Genomic DNA, 23,969 nt, shown 5'->3' on the forward strand with positions numbered 1-23,969 from the left:
AGCGCTCGCGGTCAGACGGGGTTGGCGCGCCAGAGCTCGGCGATCGACAGGCCGACCTGATTGAACAGTCGCAGGGTGAGCGGCAGGCCGATGCCGATCACCGCGGACGGGTCCCCGTCCACGCCATCGACGAACCAGCCGCCGAGACCGTCGAGGGTGAAACCGCCTGCGACAGCAATGGGTTCGCCGCTGCGCGCGTAGGCGGCCAGATCGTCGGACGACGGGCTGCCGAAGCGGACGGTTGTGACCGCATGGTCGGCGGCCTCGGCCACGATCTCGTTGTGTCGCAAGCGAATCACGCTATGCCCGGTGTAGAGCTGAGCCGTGCGGCCAGCCATCGCTTGCCAGCCCTCGATCGCGGCGGCCTCCGAAGTCGGTTTGCCCCAAAGCCTTCCGTCGCGGAACAGCATCGAGTCGCAGCCGATCACCACGCAGTCCGACCCAACAGCAGAATCCAGCAGCGGTGCGACGGCCCTCGCCTTGGCCGCGGCCAACGCGATTGTGACGTGCCCGGGACCTGCGTCCTCGGGTTGTGCGGCCTCGATCGCGTCCTCGTCGACACCTGAGACGATCACATGAGGATCGATCCCCGCGCCTCGGAGCACCTTGCGCCGCCCCGAGGAGGCCGACGCAAGGACAACCCGCGTCATCGACGGATGTGTAGGCGCTCCACGAGCGTCACGCGCTGCAGGCTCGAGATCGAGTAGCGCAGCTTGTCCACTGGGTGACCCCACAGATCGCGCTCCTGCGGACCGGGGTCGGCCGGGCCGCCCCCGGAGGCACCGGCGAACACCGTGACCAGTGCGGCCAGGTCCTCGTCGGTCGGCCGGCCCTTGAGTATCTGGATGACGGGCGCGTGCGCCTCGGCGCTCGCACCGCTCACGGCGTCGTCGGTCGGCTCAGTCACGGCTGCCCCTTCGCTCTCTGCGCTCAGATCGGCTGAATCGCTCGCTGCGCTCACAGCGGCTGCATCGCTCGCTGCGCTCACAGCGGCTGAATCGCTCGCTGCGCTCACAGCGGGATGTTGCCGTGCTTCTTGGGCGGAACCTGGCTGATCTTTCGCTCCAGCAGCCGCAGCGCGGTCGAGACGTAGCCGCGGGTCTGCGACGGCGGGATGACCGCGTCGACATAACCACGCTCGGCGGCGACGTACGGGTTCACCAGAGTGTCCTCGTAGTCCTGCTGCAGTTCCAGGCGCAGCGCGTCGACGTCAGCACCGTCCTGGGCGGCCTGCTTGAGCTGCGGGCGGTAGACGAACCCGACGGCACCGCCTGCGCCCATGACGGCGATCTGCGCGGTCGGCCACGCCACCACGACATCGGCGCCCATGTCCTTGGAGCCCATGACGCAGTACGCACCACCGTAGGACTTGCGGGTGATGACGGTGATCTTGGCGACCGTCGCCTCGCCGTAGGCGTAGAGCAGCTTGGCGCCACGGCGGATGATGCCGTTGAACTCCTGATCCGTGCCGGGCAGGAAGCCGGGAACGTCGACCAGAAGCACGATCGGGATGTTGAAGCAGTCGCAGGTTCGGATGAACCGGGCGGCCTTCTCCGAGGCGTTGATGTCCAGGCAGCCGGCGAACTGGGTGGGCTGGTTGGCGACGATGCCGACGGGCCTGCCGTCGATGCGGCCGAACCCGACGAGGATGTTGCCCGCGTAGCCCGACTGGACCTCGAGGAACTCATCGTCATCGAGGATGCGGTTGATGACCTCGTGCATGTCATACGGCTGGTTGGGCGAGTCCGGAATGAGGGTGTCGAGTTCGACGTCCTCCTCGGTGAGGTTGTCCTCGATGGCGCCCGGATGCGGCGGCGCGGCGTACCGCGGCGGATCCGCGTAGTTGTTGCTCGGCAGGTAGGACAGCAGATCGCGCACGTACTCGAAGGCGTCCTGCTCGCCGGAGGCGACGTAGTGCGCCGTGCCCGACTTGGACATGTGGGTGTGGGCGCCGCCCAGCTCCTCCATGGTGACGTCCTCGCCGGTGACGGTCTTGATGACGTCCGGGCCGGTGATGAACATCTGGCTGGTCTGGTCGACCATCACGATGAAGTCGGTCAGTGCGGGGGAGTACACGTGGCCACCCGCGGCGGCACCCATGATCAGCGAGATCTGCGGGATGACACCGGAGGCCAGGATGTTGTTGCGGAAGATTCGGCTGTAGAGGCCCAGGGAGACGACGCCCTCCTGGATACGCGCGCCCGCGCCGTCGTTGATACCGATCAGCGGGCGGCCCGTCTTGATGGCCAGTTCCTGCACCTTGACGATCTTCTCGCCGTAGACCTCGCCGAGGCTGCCGCCGAAGACCGTGGCGTCCTGGCTGAAGATGCAGACATCGCGGCCGTCGATGGTGCCGTAGCCGGTGACGACGCCGTCGCCGACCGGACGGTTCTCGCCGAGTCCGAAGTTTGTGCTGCGGTGGCGTGCCAGCGCGTCCAGCTCGACGAACGAACCCTCGTCGAGCAGCGCGAAGATGCGCTCACGTGCGGTCAGCTTGCCCTTGGCGTGCACCTTCTCCACGGCTGTCTCGCCGACGGGGTGCAGTGCCTCCTCGGCACGCTTGCGCAGGTCGGCCAGCTTGCCCGCGGTCGTGTGGATGTCGATCTCGTGCTCGCTGGCCGGCTCCGTAACGCTTGTCATGGGTAGGCATGTTATCGACTCCGCGGCGCGACTACTGCAGCGGCCACACCGAAGCCGCCAGAAAAGATTGCCAGGTAGACCAGGCGATGTTTGCCAGGAGTTGTATGTGACCCGGGTTTGCTGTTTCATGGTTGCAGCAATGGGTACGCCGAGATCGGCAGGCCGTGGAGCCACTGGCCCAATAGTTTCGAGAGGGAAGGGCGGCGTGCGTTCAAAACGCGAGTTCAACGGCATAGACGGGCCGCGGGTCGCGATTGCGCACGATTACCTGACGCAGCGCGGGGGTGCCGAGAAGGTCGTCCTGTCGATGAGTAGAGCATTTCCCGACGCACCGATCTACACGTTGCTGTACGACCCCGCGAACACCTATCCGGAATTCGCTGAGCGCGATATTCGAGTTTCCCCGCTCAATGGGCTTGGCGTCTTCCGGAAATATCACCGGGCTGCCCTGCCGATACTGCCGTGGGCGGCTGGGTCGATGAGTGTTGACGCGGACGTCGTCGTGACGAGTTCGAGCGGTTGGGCGCACGGATTCCGGACCACTGGCCACAAGCTGGTGCACTGCCATTCACCGGCGCGCTGGCTCTACCTCAGCGATAAATACCTCGGTGAGGACAGCGGTCTGGCTAAGCGCGCCGTGCTGGCCGCCACGTCCACCTACCTGCGGGCGTGGGATCGCCGTGCCGCCGCGTCATGCGACCGCTACCTCGCGGTGTCCACCGTCGTGCAGCAGCGCATCGCCGACGCCTATGGGATCTCGGCCGACGTGCTGCCCTCACCCGTGGCGATGACGCAGTCGGGTGCAACCGAATCCGTGCCGGAACTCGAGCGCTGGCTTGCCGCACAGGACGAGCGGGATCCGGACGAGGCGTTCTTTCTGTGCGTTTCGCGCCTCCTGCCCTACAAGAACGTCGACGCCGTCGTGGGTGCCTTCGCCGGCCGACCGCAACGCCTGGTGGTCGTTGGCCGTGGGCCGGACGCCGAACGCATCGCGGCCGCGAGGACGCCCAATGTGTTGATGCTCAGTGATCTCACCGACGCGCAGATGTCGTGGCTGTATGCACATTGCCGGGCTCTGGTCGCCGCGAGCTACGAGGACTTCGGGCTCACCCCGATCGAGGCAGGCGTCTGGGGCAGGCCGAGTGTGGTCCTGCGCTGGGGTGGCTTCCTGGACACCGTCGCCGAGGGAATCACCGGAATCTACTTCGACACGCCCGATTCGGCGTCGATCGGCGAGGCCATCGACAGGTTCGAGGCCTCGACATTCGACCCGGAGAAGGTCCGGACCCACGTCGAGCAGTTCACCGAGGAGCGCTACGCCGCGGCGCTGCATGCCGCGGTCGACGACATGGCGGGTCGCCGCACATGACGACAGCGTGCTACCTCACCGAACTCCTTCTGCGGGAAGAGATTGCGGGCGGGTGGAAACCCACGAAGTCATTCCACGAAAATGTGATTGTTATGGTCGACTCGGACTTGACACAGGAGCGAGACGCGTGATCCCAGAACCGTTCGTTGCAGATCCCGAAGACAGGGCCAGAAAGCTCGCGGCGGCGCCCGGCCTGAAACTGCCGCCGGATCCCGAGTGGGAGCTGGGCCCCGACGGTCGTGTCGTGGACTACAAGATGCAGGGCATGACATTTGCGCGCAAGGCGCGCAATCGGCTCTCGACGATCTTGTTCAACATGATCGTCACCTACATCCCGTCGCACTTCGTCCGGCAGAACTTCCTGAGGTGGTTCGGCAAGTCGACCATCGGCAAGAAGTCCACGCTCATGCGTGGTGTCACGGTGTTCGACCCGGAGTTCCTCACCATCGGCAACTACACCACCATCGGCTTCCGCTGCTTCCTGGACTCGCGGGCGGGAATCTCGATCGGCGACAACGTGAACATCGCCAGCGACACCCACATTCTCGGCGGCGGTCACGACATCAACCACCCGGACTTCCTGCCCATGCCCATCCCGACGGTCATCGAGGACTACGTCTGGATCGCCAGCCGGGCGATGATCCTCCCGTCGCACATCAAGCGTGGCGCGGTGGTGGCCGCACATGCGGTGGTCACCAAGGACATCGAGGCACTCGACGTCGTGGGCGGCATTCCGGCCAAGGTGCTCACCAAGCGCAACCCGGACGCGCTCAAGTACAGCAGTCCATACCGCCCGTTGTTCTTCTAATGGCAGTCGACCTCAAGGACTACCGGCTGGTCTACATCGGTCCGCGCAACCACGTCACGGCGATCGGTGACTACACCGAAGATCTGGTCGCGGCATTTCGCCCGCACTTCGGCGATGTCGCCGAGGTACGTGTCTCGGGTCCCGGTGATGAGACGTGGGCCGATGTCCGGCGGGTCCGCAAGCAGGTTCGTGACCTCGTGGCCTCCTGGCCCGCGGGCAAGGTGCTGGTGCACTCGGAGATCGGCTGCGGCATGCTGTCGCCGTTCTGGTCGATCGCCGGTCTGGCGGGTGTGCCGGTGACGCTGACGGTGCACGATCCGCCGCAGGCGCTGTGGTTCACCGCACGCACGCGGTTCGTCGCCCGGCACAAGCTGTTGATGCACGGCTTCCACTACCCGCTGCGCCCGCTCTCGCGGTGGCTCGAGGGCAGGGTGAATGGGCGTCGCGACATCTTCGCGCTCAGCAAGACCGGTCAGGCCTCGATCGACCGCGTCTACCCGAACACGCACACCCACTACGTGCCCTATCGGGTCGCGGAGAAGGCGACCGTCAAGCCGCCCGAGGACCGGCCCAAGGCGATCGGATTCTTCGGACTCGTATACCGCGGCAAGGGATTCGATCAGATCGCACAGATCCGCAGGGAGCTTCCCGACGACATCCTCATCCGGGTTGCGGGCCGCGGCACCGAGGCGCTGCCGCCCATGGCCGGTGTCGAGATCGTCGGCGGTGTCGACGGTGCCGAGGAGGACGCCTTCTTCGAATCGGTGCGGGCCATCGTGATCCCGTATGGCAAGCGGCACTTCTACGCCGACACGTTCCCAGCCTCGTCGGTGGCAGCGCACGCACTGGCCTATCGGACGCCGATCATCGCCACCGGCTACGGCTCGCTCGCCGAGTTCGACGCCGAGACCGGCGCGGTGGTGGTGCCGATGGGTTCGGGTGACCCCAACGCACTGCCGTCCGGATTCACGGACGCCATCGCGTCGTTCGTCAACGACGATGCGCGCGTGACCGAACTGGGCAAGACCGCCGATCGGACACGCGCGGAGAGGTCGACACCCAGGACGGCTGAGGCGTTCGCGCAGGCGTGGTCGCAGATCCTGGGTCGTCAGCACGAGAGTGGCTGACTCCGCCACGCAGGGCGAGGTCGCCCCGCGCAACATCCTGAAGACCCTTGTCGCCGTGGGCTGGATGTACGGCGGCCGCGGCGTCGGCATGCTGTGGACGCTGGCCCTGGTCGGCAAGCTGAGCGTCGGGGACTACGGCAAGTACGGCATGGGCTTCGCCCTGTCGGCCGTTGTCGGGCCGCCGCTGGACAACCCGTTCAACGTGCGGGCGATGCGGGAGTCCGACCAGCACTTCCAAGCCGAACGGACCAGCAGGTTCCTGCTTGGCCTGGCACTGATGGTCGCCGGCGCGTGCCTGATCAGCGTGAACTACATCCTGTGGTTCGGGTTGGTGATCGCAGGCGGCGAGATGGTCTTCAAGTCCTATCAGAGTCAGGCCGCCAGGGACGGTCATCCGCAGGTGACCTGGCGGATGGACACCATCCGCCAGGTGAGCAGTGTAACCATCGCCAGCGCATACCTTTTCGGTGTCGACGACCCCAACCTGTCGGTGGCGAGCCTGCTCTACTGCGCGCCCTATCTGGTGGTGCTGGTCCTGGCGGCACGCCGTGTGTGGGGTCATCGCCCTGGCGTTCCCGGCCCCCCGCGGCTCATCGCCGCACTGGTCGGCGAGATGCTCGGCATGTGCATCTACCTTCAGGGGGACGTGCTGCTGCTGGGCTTCCTCACCGACAGCACGACGGTCGGCTACTACGCGCTCACGGTCACCGTGACGGTCGCGTTGGCCGCCATCGGACAGTCGTTCGCCATGACCTACCACGAACCGCTGCGCCGCAGCGGTGGTGAGCTGTCGACCGGACCGTCGCTGCGGCACATCGTGCTTCTCGGATTGGGCACCGGGGGACTGGTGCTCATCACCGGAGTGGTGCTGCTCATGACGCCCGCGCCGACAGAACTGGCCGTGGCGATGATCATCATGGCGGCGTTCTGCGCGATGAGGACGATGAGTTCGGTGTTCGCCGTCATCCTCTACGCCCAGCGGCGCGACACCATCCGGCTCGGTGCCAACCTCAGCCTGGTCCCGGTGAAGCTGGGAGCCGTTGCCGCCCTTGCACAGTTCGGCGCGATCGGTGCCGCGGTCGCCACGGTGGGCGCCGATGCCATCCTGCTGGTCATCTATCTCATTGCCATCTATAGACGAAAGGACCGGGCTAGCGCATGACTAGAGTCGCATTCCTGGTGTCCAAGGACCCCGTGACCGAGCACGGCGGTGACATCGAGCTGGCGCGCGTGGTGCTGCGCCTGGCCGCCGAGGCGTTCGATATCCGCGCGATCTGCCTGTCTGATGAGCCCTCCGGCGATCTGGTCACCGATGTCGTCAAGGGTGGCCTGCGCACGCTGCGGGTGGCTCAGCATCCGGTCGACAAGCTCGGTGTGCTCGCCGGTTCGGTCCGCAAGCGCCGCAGTCTCGTGCACGTCAGGTTCGACACCGACGAGCTTCTCGAGGCGATAGAGGCCGCCGACGAGGACGTGTTCTTCTGCGAGCACAGCTATATGGCCGAATCCTTCATCCGGAGTAAGCACTTCGGCAAGAAGGGCTTCGTCATCAACACCATCAACACTGAGTCCCAGGTGTGGCTCTCGACGCGGGGCGTGCTCGGCAAGATCGAGGCGCCCCGGCTGCTTCGCGACGAACTCCGGGTGGCCAAGCTCGCCAACGGTGTTGGCTGCTATGAGATCGAGGAAGCGCAGATGTACCGGGACAACGGTGTCCCCGGGGCGCGATTCATGGAGGTGACCCTGCCGCCGATCGAGCAGATCGACGTGTCGCAGACGGGCCGCCGGCTGGTCTTCCTCGGTGGACGCGACTGGCCGCCCAATGAGGAGGCGTTCCATATCGCACTTCGGTTGTGGCCGCGCATCGCCGAGGGCATACCCGACGCCGAGCTGTGCATCGTCGGCGCGAAGAAGACGGGGTCGACCGATCCCGTGTATCCCGACCGAGTCCGGGATCTGGGCTTCGTCGACGACCTGCCCGAGTTCCTCAAGACGTGCCGCGCGCTGATGGCACCGATCAGGACCGGCGGTGGAGTGCGGGTGAAGCTGCTCGACGCGGCCAGCCAGGGTCTGCCCGTCGTGGGCAGCGGCCCCGCGGTCGGATCGCTGACAACGCTGTTCGGGATGTCCACGTTCGACGACGATGACGCCTTCGTGGCCGAGTGCCGGCGCATGTTGCTCGACCGGGACGCGGCCGTCGACGTGGGTAATCAGCTGTACGAGGTGAACCGAAACCACTGGGAGCAGCAGCGTCCGCTCAAGGCCGTCGAGTCGCTGGTGCACGCCGCGCTCAGGTGAGGTAGGCCTTCGCACCGACCCACGGCTGCCACGTGATGTAGCCGTGCTGGAAGTTCACCCGCACACCCCAGCCCTGCCGTATCTCATCGGAGAGGGCCAGTCCGAGCTGGGGTGTCCACGCTGCGACGATGCCGCCGCCCACGGCGAACGCCCCCGTGGCAGGTGACCACCACACGCGCATCCCCGCCGGCGAGTCCATGTCCTGATACCCGTCCTTGAACGGTGTCTTCGGGACGACACCGAACTGACGGGCCCGCTCGGCCACCGGATTTGGTGACGCGATGATGCCGGTCGGTGTCTCATACAGCGTGCTGCTGGTTCGGGCCTGAGCCCACACGGTCGGAAGCGCCCGATACACCGGGCTGAGGACCTCACCGTAGGACGGGTCGGTGATCGCGCTGAAGCGTTGGAACTCCGGCGTTTTGGGGATACCCGCGGCGATGGCGCTCTTCATCGTCTGCTGGCTGGCCTTGGGCGTCCAGTCGGTGCGGAACACGCCAAAAACATCCTCGGGGTTGGTGCTTCCCGTCTTGCGGTCGCGGGTGGTGTGAATCATGATCGGCCCGGCGTAGGGCATCTCCTGCCACTTGGTCATGAGATCGCCGATGAAGGCGGCCTGCGTCGCCTCGTTCGCGGCCGTCATCGGCTCGCCGTACTCGGTGGCCCAGATCTTCTTGGCCCCATCGCCGTTGGCGAGCATGATCTGCCGCATGGCGATGACCTGGTTCATCGGCGAGTTGGCGATCGGGTATCCGTCGGAGAACTTGAGCGTGTACTGGTACGGGTGAAACGACAGGGCGTCAAAGAATCCCTTGGCGCCGGCGGCGTACATCTGCTGGGTGAAGCTCACCGGGTTGATCAGCCACTGGCCCCAGTCGGTGACCGAACCGAGCACGCCGCCGATCACGGTGGCGTTGGGGTCGGCCGCCTTCACCTTCGGGTAGGCGGCCTTCAGGAGATCGGTGTAGCCGGCCGGATCGGGTTTGGGCGCGAAGAACTGCGCCCCGTTCGGTTCGTTCCAGATCTCATACGCCGACACCTTTCCCGCGTACCTGGTGGCGACCTTTGCGGAGAAGTCGCCGTACTGGGCCGGCGATGCGGGGCGTCCGGTGATGGCGGGTGCTCCGGGCACCACCGCCCACGCCGGAGTCGCGTTGATGATGCCCATGACTGCCATGTTCCGGCTGACCGCCGCGTTCACGGTGCGGTCGACATTGGTCCAGTTCAGCTGTCCCTTAACCTGTTCGACGCCGGCCCAGGGGATCATCAGGCGCACCGCCCGCACACCCGTCGTGAGCATCTTGTCGAACGTCTGGTTCACATCCGCATCCGACATGAAGTAGGAGTCGGGGTCGTGGAAACCGATGGTGGTGGGAAGCGGGGAGATTCGGGCCGTCGCCGCGACCTCGACGACCCGGGGCTGTGATGCGGGCAGGGCCAGCCAAATACTCGCGACCGTCAGTAACCCGACAGTGAAACCGGCAAGGCATTGGGTGGCAATCCGACGACGCGGTCGTCGTCTGAGTCGCCGCACGGATCACCTCAGACTTCCTGGCGTCACCCAACTCGCCGAGATCCGGGAGGATCACTGCAGTTACTGCGAGTATGACGGCTCTTTGGCGAAATCCGTTGGGGACTGCGGGGCGTGTCGTGATCTTTGTCGATCTTGATCGACGACGATCAGGAACACCAGCAGGATCGAGAACATCAGGGTCACCTGCTGAATGGTGGCGACCATGTGGTCGAGCTGCAGTGCCACGAAGCACATTCCGATGAAGATGCCGCCGAACAGTGCGTTGGCGGTCGAGTCCGACCGAATGGCCCGCCCGCTCATGATGCAGCCGAGAGCGAGTAGGGCGATGAACACGGCGCCGACGATGAGGCCGCCGCGGTAGATCGTGATGAGCGGGACGTTCGCCACGAAGTTCAGCGTGAATGCCGTGCCGCCGTCCTTGAACTCGGGCCGTCCCCAGCCGAGCCCGAACAGCCAGTGGCCCGACATCTGGCCGGGGAACGCGCGCAACGCGTCACCGCGGGCGGAGCTGCCCGCGTCGTCGTCGCCGAACGAACTGAAGACGCGCGCCCGTACGGCCGGGGTGAGCATGGCGGCTGTCGCGACGAGACCGATGGCGCCGATGGCGATACCGCGGTTGCGTGCGCGCATGCCGTGGAACAGCAGCACCAGGAACACGCCGACCAGAACGCTGAAGATGGCTGCGCGGCTCAACGTGAGCACGATGGCGACCGAGAGGATGGTCGCGATGACGATGCGTTGGGAGCCGGTCAGCAGGACGACGGCCAGCGCCAGCCCGATCATCATCCCGATACCAGCCATATTGGGGTCCACCCACAGCCCGCCGAGCCGCACGAATCGCTGAGCGCCCTCCTCGGTGTACACGAATCGGCCGGTGTCGAACGCGCCGTATCCGAACGGGCTGAAGAGCTTGATGAACCTGTGGTTGGGGTCGGCCGCCACCACGGCGATGCCGAATACGGCGTTGAGCGTGACGAAGTAGACATAGATCCTGCCGAACTTCGCCAAGTCGGCCGGAGGAAACCTCAGCAAAGCCACGACGGCCAACGTGGCAATTGACCACTTCACCAATTCCGCGACGTCGATCAGACTTCGCCCAGTGGCGATAACCGACAGGCCCGAGACCAGTACGAAAACGATCAGCAATTTTTCCAGCGGATGAAACGCTGTCGGTTCACCACGGTGCACGACGGCCGCGAGGAGTATGCCGGCAGCAAACGGCAGGTACAGGGGAACGTGGATGCCGGGGAAATATCCGAACGGTAGGAATGCGAGCACCACAGCAAGCCCCCAGGCCAGCCACTGAGGGTGCCGTATGCCCACGTACATGCCGATGACGACAGCGGCGAGCGCTCCGACGGCCAGCACCACCGGCGTGCCGCCCGCGATCGCCAGAGCTGCAACGATCGGACACGCGATTACGATGGCGATGCCAGTTAACAGTTCGGAATGCGACCGCATCGCCCGTCTCACGGCACCAATACTCAACGTTGTGTTCGCTGAATGCAACCTCGCCCAGCGAACTCGCGGTGTGCTTTATCGCGGCACTGCCGCTAAGGTGGCTGCGTTGCGGCAAACTACAAGCGAATGGAGATCCCGTTGGCGATCGGGGATTATCTGCGAGCCTTTCGGCGGTTCTGGTGGCTTGTCCTGGTTACCGCACTCATCGGCGCGGGGATCGGCTACGCCTCCGTCTTCCTGAGCACCCCGCAGTACCAGTCGACGGCTCGACTGTTCGTCACGACGCAGAGCGGGACCTCGGTGGGCGATGCCTACCAGAACAACCTGTTCTCGCAGGAGCGCGTCGTTTCCTACGCCGGACTGGCCACCAGCGAGCAGGTCGCGGCCCGCGCCGTCGACCAGCTGAAGATGCCCATCGCCCCTGACGAACTGCGGTCGAAGATCACCGCGGCTCCGCTGCCCAAGACCGTTCTCCTGGACGTCACCGTCACCGATCCCGACCCCGGTCTGGCGCAGACGTACGCCAACGCCGTCGCCGATCAACTCGTACAGCTGGTCAGCGAACTCGAAACCTCACGTCGCGGCGGGACGCCCGCCGCCGGCGCGATACTGCTCGACGACGCGAACTACCCGACCGCGCCAGCCGGAATGGGTTTGCTGACCACCGTTGGCCTCGGCTTCGCGGGTGGTCTGGTGGTCGGACTGCTCCTGGCCGCGCTGCTCGCCGCCAGTGACTCGCGGCTCCGAGCCCGTGACTCGATCGACGCCATCGCCCGCACGCAGTCGCTTGGCAACCTCGTCGAGGACCCGCAGCGGCCCGACGTCGCGGTGGCGGACCTCCAGGCCGGCGGGCTGGCCGCCGAGCGGCTGCGGGAACTGCGGACCAATCTCCAGTTCGCCCGGACGCCGGCCGGCCAACGGCCCAGGGTCATCGCTGTCACCAGCCCCTCGCGGGGTGACGGTCGGTCGACCACCGCGATCGACCTCGCCGCTACGTTCGCCGAGGCCGGTCGCTCGGTCCTCCTCGTCGACGGTGATCTGCTCAATCCCACACTCGCCGACGCGCTCGCGCTGACCGAGGCCGACCGGACCCGTGCCGGCCAGCGCGGCCTGGGCACGGCACTGGCCGGCGACCACGACGTCGCCGAGGCCGTCATCAACTCCCCGGGCGGTAATGCGTTCGCACTGCTGCCCGCCGGACCCTCACCCGCCACCCGACGGCAGCTGTGGGGCGATGAGAACGCGCCGCGGCTGATCGACTCACTGCGCGGTGCGTATGACTACGTGGTGGTCGACACCCCGCCGCTGACGACGTGTTCCGACGGCGCCGCGGTGGCAGCGCTGGGCGACGGCGCCATCGTGCTCGCCCGCATCGGACACACCAAGACCAAGCCGCTGCGTGCGGCGCTGCAGGTGCTCGACGTGGCCAACGCCGGTCTGCTCGGGACGGTCGTCACCTGCGAGCCCGGGCACCGACGCGAACTGTCGAAGCCGGCGGAGGCCGAGGCGAAGTCCGAGGCGAAGTCCGAGGCGAAGTCCCCGACCGTCGCCGCGCAGAAGCCCTCTGCCGCCGAGACGCGGCAGGCGGGTAACGGCGCTGCCGCGGACACCACCGAATCCGTCGACCAAGCGGGATCCGTCAACCAAGCGGGATCCACCAATCAGGCGGGGGCGCACCGGATGTCCGGTGCCAAGCGCGAAGGTCTGTGACCTGGTGGCCTGGCGGATGGTGTCCTGCGCGGTAGTAGCCGCGACCCTCGTCGGAGGATGCACGTCCGCCACGCCCGAGGCGGCCGCACCGCCGGTGCAAACTCCCGCCGTGAAGACGTTCGCACCCCTGTTTGACGGTGCCGTCACGCTCGGCCCCCCGGATCTCACCGACGACGGACCGGGATCGTTGGTGTCAATCGAGGTGATGCACGGCAGCGAGGAACTCGAGGACGCCGACGCGACGTACGCCCGAATCGTCTACCGCTCCACATCCGGTATCGACGACACCCCCACGGAGGTGTCCGGTGTCGTGGCGGTCCCGCCGGGAGCACCGCCCAAGGGCGGGTGGCCCGTCATATCCTTCGGTCACGGCACGACCGGCGTGCTGAACAAGTGCGCGCCAAGTCGGTTCCCGACGCTTCCCGGCAACGGTTTCATGATGCAGGCGATGATCCTCAACGGCTTCGCCGTCACGATGACCGACTACCAGGGCTTGGGCGTGCCGGGCTTCTACCACCCGTTCCTTGACGGGAAGACGTTCGGCAACAACATGATCGACGCCGTGCGCGCGCTGCGTCGGGTGGGCGCCGACATCAGCACGCAGTGGGTGGCGTTCGGTCACTCGCTGGGCGGTATGGCCGCGTGGGCCGCGGCCGACCGAGCCGGCGAGTACGGCCGGGGGCTGGACCTGATGGGAACGCTGTCGATGGCACCGGCTGCGGATATGGCCGGGCTGGCGGATGCGGCGTGGAACGGCACCATGACCGCGGATCAGCGCGTGGCGATGGTGTTCGTGCTGCAGTCGTTGGCATGGTCGCATCCCGATCTGGACCTCGACCGCTATCGGCGCGGTTACACGGCACAGAACTGGGACGCGCTGCTGGACTGCCTGCCCCCGGACCTGGACGACATTCTGCGGGTGCGCGCCAAGATGACGAACGCGGACCTGCGGCCGGAGACGCCGGCGGACAGAGACCGCTTGCGGGATCTGTTAGCGGAGATGGCTTTACCGCAGCAGAAGCTGACCACGCCGATGATGGTGGTGTACGGGACCGAGGACACGCTCGTCGACCTGCCCTGGTTTGAGCAGGCCGTCTCCCGGGCGTGTGCGCAGGGCGATCACATCCAGATCGAGAAGAGCATCGGCCAGGGCCACAGCGACCTGGACAGTACCTACGGGCTGCCGTGGCTGCGGGACCGGCTGTCGGGCCAGGCCATCCCCAACTCCTGCACGGGCCAGGCGTGAGGCCGCCGTTCGGCGTCCCGCGCGTGCGCGACTACTGGCGCATGCTCGTCCGCAGCTGGCTCGTGATTCTATGTGCGACTGGCCTTTCCGCGGGTGCCGCCGCCGCAGCCGGAGTGTTCCTGGTGGACCCGGTGTACGCCGCGTCAACACAGGTGTTCGCCGTCGTACCCGGGGACGCGCAGACGCACGCGGCCTACGAGGGGAACCGCGGGGCCAGCGTGCGGGTTCAGACCTACACCGCGCTGGCCACGTCCTCGATCGTGACACTGCGGACCATCGACGAACTCGGTCTGCAGGAGACCCCCGCCGAGTTGGCCGAGCGGATATCCGTCCGGTCGGTGCCAGACACCCTCTCGCGGTTCAACTTCCCGGTCTCCGTGCTGATCGGTGTCACGGTCACCGGCAGCGACCCCGATGGCACCGTCGCCATCGCGAACTCCGTGACGGCCAACCTCATCGCGGCGTCGGAGGAGCTGGAGTGGCACGACTCCGCAGCCGGTCCCGCGCTTGTGCTGATCGATGATGCCAAGTCCGCACCCGAGGTCCCTCGCCCCTGGTGGAGGGATGCCGGGACAGGCGCCGCACTGGGTCTGGTACTGAGCGTTCTGGCGGTTCTCGCGCTTGGGGCGGGGCGCGACAGGATCCTCGATCGCGATCAGATCGGCTACCTCGCAACCGGTTCCACCGTCGACGACAGGTCGGAGGGCGCGCTGTGAGCAGAGTCAGAACCGCCATCGGCGTCCTCGCGGCGATCATCGTGTGCGTCCCGCTGCTCGGCGGCTGCGGACAGCGCAACGTCACGCCGGCGCCGCCGGCCACCGACGGATCGAGCATGTCGGGTGTGCCGCTCGAGGGTGACTTCACCGGTTCCGGCGGTGGAACGCTGAAGTCGGCCGAGACGCTGGCCACGGTCGATCGCCGTGTGCTCAAGGTGACGTCAGTGGCAGCACGCATCGAGTACGAGTCGAAGTCCGGTATCGACGGAAGCGCCCATCGGGTGTCGGGATCGGTGTTCGTGCCCAAGGGAAACCCGCCCGATGGAGGGTGGCCCATCATCGCGATGGGACACGGCACCACGGGTGTGCAACACGACTGCGGGCCTTCGCTGTGGCCGAACCTCCTCGGCGCCTCCGAGGCCGTCGTCACCCTGGTCAACGCCGGCTTCCTGGTCACGATGCCGGACTATCAAGGCCTTGGCCTCGACGAGACCTATCACCCGTACCTGGACTCCACGACCGTCGGCTACAACATGATCGACAGCGTCCGGGCCGCGAGGAAGTTGGTCCCAAGCGCCTCCGACCGCTGGTTGGCGTTCGGCTCCTCGCAGGGTGGCCAGGCCGCGTGGGCCGCCAATGAGTTGGCGGGAGACTACGGACAGGGTCTGGAGTTGGTCGGATCGGCAAGCGTCTCGCCGGCCGCCAACGTCGTCGGCCTCGCGGATCAGGCCGCCGCGGGTGAACTCACCATGGAGCAGGCCTCTGCGCTGCAGTGGGTGCTGGTGGCACTCAAGGCCGAACATCCCGACTTGGACCTCGACGACTACCGGCGGGGGATCGTCGCGCAGAAGTGGGATGTCCTGTCGGCGTGCGCCGGTCCGCTCGTCGCGCAGCGGACGGAGATCACCGCCGAGGTGACGCCCGATGATCTTCGCCCGTCCAGTCGGGATGCGACCAATCGCCTTCGCGACTACCTCGGCCAGATGAGCCTGCCGAAGACCAGGGCAGCAGCGCCGCTGCTGGTTCTGTTCGGCGAGTTGGACAAGGTTGTCGCACCGCAGTGGACGGGTGAGGCCGTGCGGCGGGCCTGCGAGCTGGGTGGTGTCGTCGAGGCGTATCTGGTTCCCGGACGCGGCCACGACGATATCGATGGTGGGGCCGCCCTGAACTGGGTGAATCAGCGCTTCGCGGGGGTCGAGGCGAAGAGTTCCTGCACGTTGGCCGAAGGGCCGGTTCTGCAGCTGAGTCCCAAGCAGTGGTACGAGGAATGACGGCGGGCGCCAACGGGCCAGGTGGCCGGTGACGCGTCGCAAGCCTCTCCTGATCGCGGTGCCGCTCGTGATCGTTGCCATCGTCGCCACGGCGGCAGTATTGCTGACCGGTCGCGCCGGGGTGGACCGAGCTGGCGACGCACCGGCACCGGAACCGATTGCATCCGCGGATCTTTCGGGTGACGGACCGGGCACATTGGTGAGCGCGGTCAAGATGGCCGACTTCGATCGCACGAACTTCGGCCGATCGATTCGCTCGGCCCGGGTGCTGTATCGGTCCACCTCGGGTGACGACGGCGCTCCCACCGTGGTGTCGGGGACCGTGTTCACGCCGATGGGCACACCGCCGGCCGGAGGGTGGCCGATCGTCTCGTTCGGCCACGGCACGCTGGGCTGGCAGGAGCGCTGTGGTCCGTCGCTGTCGGTGACGCTGCTGGGTCAGGTCGAGGCCGTACAGGGCTTCATGAACCTCGGCTACGCGGTCGCGATGGCCGACTACCAGGGCCTCGGATCGGAGGGCATTCATCCCTACAGCGACGCGAAGACGGCCGGTCTCAACATGATCGACGCAGCGCGGGCCCTGCGGCGAACCTTCGACGGAGTCTCTGACCGGTGGGCCGCGATGGGGGGTTCCCAGGGCGGGGGAGCGGCGTGGGCGGCCAACGAGCAGGCCGCGATCTACGCGCCGGAACTCGATATGGTCGGTGCCGTCGGGGTGTCACCCGCCGCCGACGTCACCGGGCTGGTGGACAAGGCCATCGCGGGCACCCTGACACCGGATCAGGGACCGGTGCTGCAGGGCATCCTGTACTCGCTGGCCCGACTGCATCCCGCCCTGAACCTCGATGACTACCGGCACGGCGCGGCGACGCGCTACTGGGATGTGTTGTCGGCGTGCGGTGGCGCCGATGTGCACGCACGCGCGAGCGCGACCAGGGAGCTCGGGCCCAATGACTTCACACCCAGCACAGCCGAGGCGGCCGACATCCTGCGCGACTACCTGGCGGCGTGGGCGCTGCCACAGCACCCGCTGTCGGCGCCGTTGTACATCGGGTTCGGCGGACGGGACACGTTCATCGACCCGGAGTGGACGATTGCCGCGATCGAGCGTGCCTGCGCCCTTGGCGGAGTGGTGAACTGGCACGAGGATCCAGCCGCGGGGCACGGCGACGTGGAGTGGACGGACGGACTGCGCTGGCTCGACGATCGATTCAAGGGGAGGCCGGTTGTCAATGAATGCCCGTAGGAATCCCGATGGGGACAGCCCTATCTGGCGGCGGTTGCTCATCGAGGCCAAGTGCACCGTCAAGCGCCGGATCGCCAAACCCGGTATCGCAGTGGATGAGCCGGCGCAGCCCTACCTGGTGGTGCCGATCCTGGGGCAGTCCAACGCCTTCGGAATGGGGCTCGGCCTGGATCCCGAGGGTCTCGACCGGGCGCATCCCGCGGTCCACCAATGGGCGATGAGCGGGCCGTCCAAGGGCACCGCGGTCCTCGGCGTCGACCCCCTCTTCCACGAAATCCCAGCTGGGCGAGTCGGGTTCGGTGTCACGTTCGCCAAGCGGCTGGCAGATGAGACCTCCAGGTCGGTGCTGCTGATCCCGGGGGCGCGTGGTGACACGTCGTTCACTCCCAAGAACGGCTACACCTGGGACGGCGGGGACCGCTCGACACGGGTCAACCTGTACCGGCAGGCCGTGGCCGCCATTGACGCGGCGCTGGCCAGATACCCGGGCAGTGAGGTAGCCGCGGTCCTGTGGCACCAGGGCGAGACCGACGTGCCGCTGATGTCGCCCACCACCTACCAGGGCAAGCTCGACGGCCTCATCGCCGACCTGCGGAGGCGCTACGGCGCCGACACGCCCATAGTGCTCGGTCAGATGGTCCCCGAGGAGATGGAGCGCAGCGGAAAACCCTACGACGGCATCGACGCGGTGCACCGCGACACCCCGAATCGATTGCACCGCACAGTCTTTGTTCCCGGGCCGCGGTCGGCGTTCAACAGTGAGACGGACCGGCACTACAGCGCCGCCGGTCTGCGCGAACTGGCCGACCGGATGTGGTCGGCCTACCACGGGATGTGTTCTGAGTCCCTCGCCCGCTACCGGGCCGACGCCCAGGGAATCACAGGGAACTGAGGGGAGAGGTCTGTCGATGCGCCTTCGCCTACTACTCGCGAGTTCGTTCGCCGTCGCCATGGTCGCGACGGGGTGTGGTCAGAGTGCGCCGGCCGAGGCACCTGAGGCCAGCGCCGCTGCCGGTGTGGCGCTGCCGGGCCAGCTGGGCGGCGACGTCGCGGGCTCGCTGCTGTCGGCCAGCAGCATGCCGACCCTCGATCGCCGGCTCAGCACGGCCGCGTCCGTCGCGGCGCGGATCACCTATCTGTCGACATCCGGTATCGATGGCAGCACCAGGGAGGTGTCCGGAACGGTGTTCGCCCCGGCGGGTACCGCTCCTGAGGGGGGATGGCCGGTGATCGCCTACGGTCACCCGACGACCGGCACGCGCCCGGAGTGCGCGCCGTCACTGGACCCCATGCTGCTGGGCATGTCGACCACCGTCACGGGTCTGGTCAAGGCTGGCTACGTCGTCGCCGTGTCCGACTACCAGGGGCTCGGTGTGGATGGCAGCCACCACCCCTATCTCGACGCCACCACCGAGGGCTACAACCTGATCGACTCCGTACGCGCGGCACGCAAACTGGTGCCCGCCACGTCCGGCCGGTGGGCCGCGTTCGGCGGATCCCAAGGCGGCCAGGCGGCCTGGGCCGCCAATGAACTGGCCGCCCAGTACGCGCCGGAGCTGGAACTGGTCGGCTCGGCTAGCTACTCGGCGCCCCTTGCCATCGACGGTTTCGTCGATGCGGCCGTGGATGGAACGCTCACCGCGGAGCAACGGATGGTCTTGTTGCAGGTTCTTGGTGGCCTGTCCGACGAGTCGGCCGACTTCAGGCTCGACGACTACCGGCACGGATTGGCCAAGGACCAATGGGATGTCCTCATGGCGTGCAAGGGCCCCCAGGTGCGGGAACGCGACGAACTCGCCAACCAGGTGTCGAATGACGACGTGCGCCCCACCGACCAGGAAGCGGTCGATCTGCTCCGAGCCCGGCTTCAGGCGATGTCCCTGCCGAAGGTGCCTGCATCGGCTCCGCTGCTGATTGTCTACGGCGGCCAGGATCAACTGGTGCCGCCGGTGTGGACCGACCGAGCCCTCGACGCGGCGTGCCGGCGCGGTGACATCATCGCGATCGAGCTGCAGCCCGACCGCGGCCACGCCGACGTCGACGGCGGAACGGCCTTTCCCTGGATCAATCAGCGGTTTGCTGGTGACCCAGCGCGCAATGACTGCCCGGCGTTCATCGGACCGCAGCAGTAGGGTCGAGACGATATCTAGGGGATGGGATAGATGCGCAAAGCGCTGCGGAGGGTGTTGCTGACACTCACCACTGCGGTCGGGATCATCGCGCTCGGTGTTTCCCTGCCGGTGTCGTGGAAGGCCGCGAACGACGTGATCGGCCTTCTGTCGAGATCGGGTGCGCAGGCTGTTCCGATCGCGCATGCCGACCTCACCGGAACGGGCCCCGGCGCACTCGTCTCTGCCGTCACGATGCCGGACCTCGCGGCCACCACCGAGGGAATGCATCAGCAGTCGGCGCGGGTGACGTACCGGTCCACGTCGGGGGACGACGGGTCGCCGACCGTGGTGTCCGGTGCGGTGTTCGTCCCGCTGGGACCGCCGCCACCGGGTGGCTGGCCGATCGTCGCCTTCGGTCATGGCACCACGGGCATCGATGAACCGTGCGGGCCGTCGTTGTCGAGTTCCCTGATGGGTACATCGCCTGTCGTTGCGGGGTTGACCGGCAAGGGTTTTGCCGTGGCGATGCCGGACTACGAGGGGCTGGGTGCGCCCGGTGTGCATCCCTACACCGACGCGCGCACGGCCGGGTTCAACATGATCGACGCCGTCCGCGCGCTGGGGCACACGTTCAAGAACGTGTCGAATAAGTGGGCGGCACTGGGACACTCCCAGGGTGGGGGCGCCGCGTGGGCGGCCGACGAGCAGGCTCGCGAGTACGCGCCGGAACTCGATCTCGTCGGCGCGGTGGCGCTGGCACCCGCCGCCGACGTCAGCGGCCTGGTCGACAAGGCCGCGGCCGGCACCCTGACCCAAGACCAGCGTCTTGCGTTCACACTGGTCGTCGAATCGCTGGCGCGCCGCTTCCCCGACGTGAACCGCGACGACTACCGCCGCGGCGGGGTCGCCCAGTCCTGGGACGTGCTGACCGCCTGTGCGGGACCACTTGTCGAACAACGGCCGGCGGCCTCGGCGCCGCTGGCGCCCAACGACATCAAACCCGCCACCGGAGAGGCCGCGTCCCGACTGCGCGAGCCGCTGGCACGGTGGGCGTTACCGAAAGAACCGCTCTCGGCGCCGATGTATGTCGTCTATGGCAGTGCCGACACCCTGGTCGACGCGCAGTGGACAACCGATGCGATCGCCCGGGCATGCATGCTCGGCGGCACGGTCGAATGGGACCTTCAATCCGGAAAGGGGCACGGCGACATCGACTTCGGCGAGGCGTTGACGTGGATCGTCGAGCGATTCGCCGGCAGACCCGTGGTCAATGAGTGCCCCTAGTCAGGCGGAGCATGTCGCGGCTTAGGCGATGCCTCACAACGGTGCAAGTCCTCGTCGTGGTGCTCATCGTGCTGCTGGTCGACATGGGAATCAGCGGTTATGTGCTGTTCGCGAACGCCAAGGTCGACGAGCTCCAGCGGGTGGACGCCATCATCGTTCTCGGTGGTGAGCACGATGGTCGAGAGGACTACGGGCTGAACCTCGCGCGTGCCGGATGGGCGCCCACCGTCGTGTTGTCGAACCCCTACAAAGCGGGTGACCCCGTGATGGCCCGGGTATGTCGGGAGTCACCCGACATCGAGGTGATCTGCGAGCGCCCCGACCCGATGACCACCCGTGGGGAGGCGATCCTGATGCGGCAGCTGGCGCAGGCGCGCGGCTGGTCGAAAATCATGGTCATCAGTTGGCGCTATCACCTGCCGCGGGCCAGGCTGGTATTTCGCCAGTGTTTCTCTGCCGAACCGGGCGCGACGGTCATGGTCGCGGTACCACGGCGCTATCAACTGTCGCTACTCGGCTGGGAATACATTTTTACATACCAATGGGCTGGACTCGCGAAAGCGGTCGTGCAGGGCGAATGTTCTTGACCAGGCGATTCACTGAATGTGTGGCGTTGTCTGGCAAACAGTGTCATAGTGTTATCTGGCTCGGGGGCCAGCTAACGATTATTATCTTCCAGCAAACAGGAGGTGTGGCGACTCTTGTCGGTGGCAGACGAGATTTTCGCTCCCGCCCGGACACCGTTGAGCGCGGTTAACACCCCGGCCGGACTGCAGTGGCAGCGACGGTACGTCCTTGCGTTGGTCCTCAGTGACGTGATTGTGGTCAGCCTGTCGCTGGCCTGTGCGCAGATGGTGCGCCTGGGTCGACCGATCACCGCGGGGGATCCGGCGTCGATCTACTTCCTCATCCTGTCGATGTTCGTCGCCGCCATCTGGCTCGCACTGCTCGCGGCCTACCGCACCCGATCGCCGCGCATCGTCGGCGCCGGCGTCGAGGAGTACCGGCGGGTGGTCTCCGCGACGCTGGCGACCATCGGCGTCGTCGCGGTCGCCCTGATGATCTTCCGGCCCGAGTACGCCCGTGGATATCTCGCCGTGGCCTTCCCGCTCGGACTCGCAGCACTGCTGGTGGGCCGCAACGTCTGCAGGAGTTACCTCGCCAGGCAGCGTCGCCGCGGGCGCTGCGTCGTCACGGTTCTGGCCGTCGGTGACATCAGGGCCGTCCGCAGCCTCGTCCAGTCCCTGACCCGGGGCTGGGGATATGGGTACTCGGTCGTGGGCGTGTGCCTGACCGGTCACACCTCGGGCGGCAGCATCGACATCCCCGGCGTCGGCACACTGCCGGTGCTCGGTGACGAGGGCAAGGTGCACGACGCCATCCTCAAGACCAATGCCGACACCGTCGCACTGACCACCACCGACCATCTCGGTCCCGAGGGTGTTCGCGAGATGTCTTGGAATCTGCACAAACTCGGTGTCGATCTGGTGGTCACCCCGGGCGTCGTCGACGTCGCCGGTCCGCGTCTGACCATGCGTCCAGTGGCAGGCCTGCCCCTGATTCACGTCGAGAAGCCTCAGTACAGCGGAACCAAGAAGGTACAGAAGCTGGCGTTCGACTACGTCGTCTCGCTCGGTGTCCTGCTCTGCGCGCTGCCAGTCATGCTCGCCTCCGCGATCGCCATCAAGCTCACCAGCCGCGGCCCGGTGTTCTACCGGTCCGAGCGGATCGGCCTCGACGGCGAGCCGTTCCAGATGATCAAGTTCCGCACCATGGTGGACGGCGCCGACAAGCACGTCGACAGCCTGCTGGGCGTCAACGACAGCGTCGGCGGCGTGCTCTTCAAGGTCAAGGACGACCCCCGCGTCACCGCGGTCGGCAGGCTCCTGCGCAAGTACAGCATCGATGAGCTGCCGCAGTTCTTCAACGTGCTGCACCGCGATATGAGTGTCGTCGGACCCCGGCCGCCGCTGCGGCGCGAGGTCGACACCTACAACGATCAGGTCCGCCGCCGGCTTCTGGTCCTGCCGGGTATCACCGGGCTGTGGCAGGTGAGCGGGCGTTCAGATCTGTCGTGGGAGGACTCTGTCCGCCTGGACCTGTCGTATGTCGAGAACTGGTCGATCACCAATGACGTGCTGATCGCGGTGAAGACCGTCCGCACGGTTGCCACCGGCTCCGGCGCCTACTGACAGCAAATTTCCAGCAACGCTATCGGCGTCCTGATGCGGATAGATACTGGATTCCTTCGCAAATGGCATCTAAAAGCATCAATTTGATCTTGGTTAAATTCCGATTTCCACGCGCCCTAGGCTAGTGACATGGCTCACGAGTTAGATCGCATCGCGCTGGACGAGACCGCACTGATCACCGCCTGCGCGATACCGGGTCCGATGTGGCGCCGCCTCGACGTGATCGCCGAAGCCGGTTCGACCAACGCCGACCTGATCGCACGCGCATCCGCGGGTGAGGACATCGCGGGAGCGGTGTTGATCGCCGAGCACCAGACCGCGGGGCGTGGCCGCAACGGCCGCAGCTGGGCGGGCGTGCCCCGTGCGCAGATCGCCATGTCGATGGGCGTGCCGACCACCGACATCCCGGCCAGTGCGTGGGGGTGGGTGCCGCTGGTGACGGGACTGGCCGTCGTCGACGCCGTCGCCGAGGTTACGGGCGTCACGGCGGGCCTGAAGTGGCCCAACGACGTCCTGGCCGGCCCCGACCGGCAGAAACTCGCGGGCATTCTCGCGGAGGTGGCCTCGCCCGCGTCGGTGATCGTCGTCGGCGTTGGCCTCAATGTGTCGCTCGATGCCGACGAGCTGCCCGACCCGGCGGCGACGTCCCTTCAGGTGCTCGGTGCGCATGACCGCGACCGCGCGGCGCTGGTCGGTGCGCTGCTGGCGCACATGGCGCGCCGCATCGATGCGCTGCGCACGACCGGGGGAGCCGACGCCCGACTCGTCGAGGAGTACACCGCCCGCAGCCTCACGATCGGTGCGCGCGTGCGCGCGACGATGCCCGGAGACCGTGAGGTGGTCGGCGACGCGCTCGCGGTCGACAATCAGGGCAGGCTGCGCATCGACACCGGCAGTGACGTCGCCGTCGTCTCGGCGGGTGACATCGTGCATCTTCGACCCGTGTAGCGACGCGCGCT

At 66.9% G+C, this 23,969-nt stretch carries 21 protein-coding genes; 16 read left to right on the forward strand and 5 right to left on the reverse strand.

Features of this window, described 5'->3' with window-relative positions:
• Window positions 1-11: 11 nt before the first annotated feature.
• The 3 genes from ACZY0X_RS15685 to ACZY0X_RS15695 all read right to left on the reverse strand — a co-directional run bounded on the left by ACZY0X_RS15685 (window position 12) and on the right by ACZY0X_RS15695 (window position 2,640).
• Window positions 12-650, reverse strand: coding sequence for a Maf family protein (locus tag ACZY0X_RS15685; RefSeq protein ID WP_463771706.1), 639 nt, complete (start codon window positions 648-650; stop codon window positions 12-14).
• Window positions 647-907 carry an acyl-CoA carboxylase subunit epsilon gene (locus ACZY0X_RS15690; protein WP_463771707.1) on the reverse strand — a complete coding sequence of 87 codons (261 nt, stop codon included), beginning with the start codon at window positions 905-907 and terminating at the stop codon, window positions 647-649. The genes ACZY0X_RS15685 and ACZY0X_RS15690 overlap by 4 nt, the downstream gene beginning before the upstream one ends.
• Before the next feature lie 104 nt (window positions 908-1,011).
• A complete protein-coding gene (locus ACZY0X_RS15695) occupies window positions 1,012-2,640 on the reverse strand; it encodes an acyl-CoA carboxylase subunit beta (RefSeq protein WP_241400481.1) in 1,629 nt (542 codons plus the stop codon).
• A 205-nt stretch (window positions 2,641-2,845) separates the two neighbouring features.
• Here ACZY0X_RS15695 and ACZY0X_RS15700 point away from each other — a divergent pair, with 205 nt between their 5' ends.
• From ACZY0X_RS15700 to ACZY0X_RS15720, 5 genes are all read left to right on the forward strand, one after another.
• Window positions 2,846-4,009 carry a glycosyltransferase gene (locus ACZY0X_RS15700; protein WP_463771708.1) on the forward strand — a complete coding sequence of 388 codons (1,164 nt, stop codon included), beginning with the start codon at window positions 2,846-2,848 and terminating at the stop codon, window positions 4,007-4,009.
• 127 nt (window positions 4,010-4,136) lie between these two features.
• A complete protein-coding gene (locus ACZY0X_RS15705) occupies window positions 4,137-4,817 on the forward strand; it encodes an acyltransferase (protein WP_241400479.1) in 681 nt (226 codons plus the stop codon).
• The gene (locus ACZY0X_RS15710) at window positions 4,817-5,944 is read left to right on the forward strand and encodes a glycosyltransferase family protein (RefSeq protein ID WP_463771709.1); all 1,128 of its coding nucleotides are present in this window, start codon (window positions 4,817-4,819) and stop codon (window positions 5,942-5,944) included. The genes ACZY0X_RS15705 and ACZY0X_RS15710 overlap by 1 nt, the downstream gene beginning before the upstream one ends.
• Window positions 5,937-7,106: a lipopolysaccharide biosynthesis protein gene (locus ACZY0X_RS15715; protein WP_463771711.1), complete on the forward strand. Its 1,170-nt coding sequence runs from the start codon at window positions 5,937-5,939 to the stop codon at window positions 7,104-7,106. Before ACZY0X_RS15710 ends, ACZY0X_RS15715 begins: the two co-directional genes overlap by 8 nt.
• Entirely contained in the window at window positions 7,103-8,239 is a 1,137-nt protein-coding gene (locus tag ACZY0X_RS15720; protein WP_463771712.1) for a glycosyltransferase, read from the forward strand. The genes ACZY0X_RS15715 and ACZY0X_RS15720 overlap by 4 nt, the downstream gene beginning before the upstream one ends.
• Here ACZY0X_RS15720 and ACZY0X_RS15725 read toward each other — a convergent pair.
• Together ACZY0X_RS15725 and ACZY0X_RS15730 are read right to left on the reverse strand one after the other, a co-directional pair.
• Window positions 8,232-9,773: a cellulase family glycosylhydrolase gene (locus tag ACZY0X_RS15725; protein WP_463771714.1), complete on the reverse strand. Its 1,542-nt coding sequence runs from the start codon at window positions 9,771-9,773 to the stop codon at window positions 8,232-8,234. The two genes, ACZY0X_RS15720 and ACZY0X_RS15725, sit on opposite strands and share 8 nt — an antisense overlap.
• Before the next feature lie 60 nt (window positions 9,774-9,833).
• On the reverse strand, window positions 9,834-11,234 hold the full coding sequence (locus ACZY0X_RS15730) for a hypothetical protein (RefSeq protein WP_463771715.1): 1,401 nt from the start codon (window positions 11,232-11,234) through the stop codon (window positions 9,834-9,836).
• 126 nt (window positions 11,235-11,360) lie between these two features.
• Here ACZY0X_RS15730 and ACZY0X_RS15735 point away from each other — a divergent pair, with 126 nt between their 5' ends.
• From ACZY0X_RS15735 to ACZY0X_RS15785, 11 genes are all read left to right on the forward strand, one after another.
• Window positions 11,361-12,944, forward strand: coding sequence for a tyrosine-protein kinase domain-containing protein (locus tag ACZY0X_RS15735; protein ID WP_463771717.1), 1,584 nt, complete (start codon window positions 11,361-11,363; stop codon window positions 12,942-12,944).
• On the forward strand, window positions 12,922-14,190 hold the full coding sequence (locus ACZY0X_RS15740) for a lipase family protein (RefSeq protein WP_463771718.1): 1,269 nt from the start codon (window positions 12,922-12,924) through the stop codon (window positions 14,188-14,190). Before ACZY0X_RS15735 ends, ACZY0X_RS15740 begins: the two co-directional genes overlap by 23 nt.
• The gene (locus ACZY0X_RS15745) at window positions 14,187-14,906 is read left to right on the forward strand and encodes a YveK family protein (RefSeq protein ID WP_463771719.1); all 720 of its coding nucleotides are present in this window, start codon (window positions 14,187-14,189) and stop codon (window positions 14,904-14,906) included. Before ACZY0X_RS15740 ends, ACZY0X_RS15745 begins: the two co-directional genes overlap by 4 nt.
• Window positions 14,903-16,177: an alpha/beta hydrolase gene (locus ACZY0X_RS15750; protein ID WP_463771721.1), complete on the forward strand. Its 1,275-nt coding sequence runs from the start codon at window positions 14,903-14,905 to the stop codon at window positions 16,175-16,177. Before ACZY0X_RS15745 ends, ACZY0X_RS15750 begins: the two co-directional genes overlap by 4 nt.
• A gap of 28 nt (window positions 16,178-16,205) precedes the next feature.
• Complete coding sequence (locus tag ACZY0X_RS15755; protein ID WP_463771722.1) at window positions 16,206-17,423, forward strand: lipase family protein; 1,218 nt, start codon at window positions 16,206-16,208, stop codon at window positions 17,421-17,423.
• Complete coding sequence (locus ACZY0X_RS15760) at window positions 17,410-18,315, forward strand: sialate O-acetylesterase (RefSeq protein ID WP_463771724.1); 906 nt, start codon at window positions 17,410-17,412, stop codon at window positions 18,313-18,315. The genes ACZY0X_RS15755 and ACZY0X_RS15760 overlap by 14 nt, the downstream gene beginning before the upstream one ends.
• 16 nt (window positions 18,316-18,331) lie before the next feature.
• Window positions 18,332-19,555: a lipase family protein gene (locus ACZY0X_RS15765; protein ID WP_463771725.1), complete on the forward strand. Its 1,224-nt coding sequence runs from the start codon at window positions 18,332-18,334 to the stop codon at window positions 19,553-19,555.
• Window positions 19,556-19,585: 30 nt separating this feature from the next.
• Window positions 19,586-20,818, forward strand: coding sequence for a lipase family protein (locus tag ACZY0X_RS15770; protein WP_463771726.1), 1,233 nt, complete (start codon window positions 19,586-19,588; stop codon window positions 20,816-20,818).
• Window positions 20,819-20,859: 41 nt separating this feature from the next.
• A complete protein-coding gene (locus ACZY0X_RS15775) occupies window positions 20,860-21,405 on the forward strand; it encodes a YdcF family protein (protein WP_463771728.1) in 546 nt (181 codons plus the stop codon).
• A 120-nt stretch (window positions 21,406-21,525) separates the two neighbouring features.
• Window positions 21,526-23,010: a sugar transferase gene (locus ACZY0X_RS15780; RefSeq protein WP_463771729.1), complete on the forward strand. Its 1,485-nt coding sequence runs from the start codon at window positions 21,526-21,528 to the stop codon at window positions 23,008-23,010.
• A 129-nt stretch (window positions 23,011-23,139) separates the two neighbouring features.
• Window positions 23,140-23,958, forward strand: coding sequence for a biotin--[acetyl-CoA-carboxylase] ligase (locus tag ACZY0X_RS15785; protein ID WP_463771730.1), 819 nt, complete (start codon window positions 23,140-23,142; stop codon window positions 23,956-23,958).
• Window positions 23,959-23,969: the final 11 nt, after the last annotated feature.

It is taken from the genome of Mycobacterium sp. IDUB_39, from assembly GCF_055419205.1.

Coding starts and splice junctions, on each gene's coding strand:
- ACZY0X_RS15685 (WP_463771706.1), bottom strand. CDS start 650: ATGACGCGGGTTGTCCTTGCGTCGGCCTCCTCGGGGCGGCGCAAGGTG.
- ACZY0X_RS15735 (WP_463771717.1), top strand. CDS start 11,361: ATGGAGATCCCGTTGGCGATCGGGGATTATCTGCGAGCCTTTCGGCGG.
- ACZY0X_RS15720 (WP_463771712.1), top strand. CDS start 7,103: ATGACTAGAGTCGCATTCCTGGTGTCCAAGGACCCCGTGACCGAGCAC.
- ACZY0X_RS15765 (WP_463771725.1), top strand. CDS start 18,332: ATGCGCCTTCGCCTACTACTCGCGAGTTCGTTCGCCGTCGCCATGGTC.
- ACZY0X_RS15695 (WP_241400481.1), bottom strand. CDS start 2,640: ATGACAAGCGTTACGGAGCCGGCCAGCGAGCACGAGATCGACATCCAC.
- ACZY0X_RS15710 (WP_463771709.1), top strand. CDS start 4,817: ATGGCAGTCGACCTCAAGGACTACCGGCTGGTCTACATCGGTCCGCGC.
- ACZY0X_RS15770 (WP_463771726.1), top strand. CDS start 19,586: ATGCGCAAAGCGCTGCGGAGGGTGTTGCTGACACTCACCACTGCGGTC.
- ACZY0X_RS15760 (WP_463771724.1), top strand. CDS start 17,410: ATGAATGCCCGTAGGAATCCCGATGGGGACAGCCCTATCTGGCGGCGG.
- ACZY0X_RS15785 (WP_463771730.1), top strand. CDS start 23,140: ATGGCTCACGAGTTAGATCGCATCGCGCTGGACGAGACCGCACTGATC.
- ACZY0X_RS15730 (WP_463771715.1), bottom strand. CDS start 11,234: ATGCGGTCGCATTCCGAACTGTTAACTGGCATCGCCATCGTAATCGCG.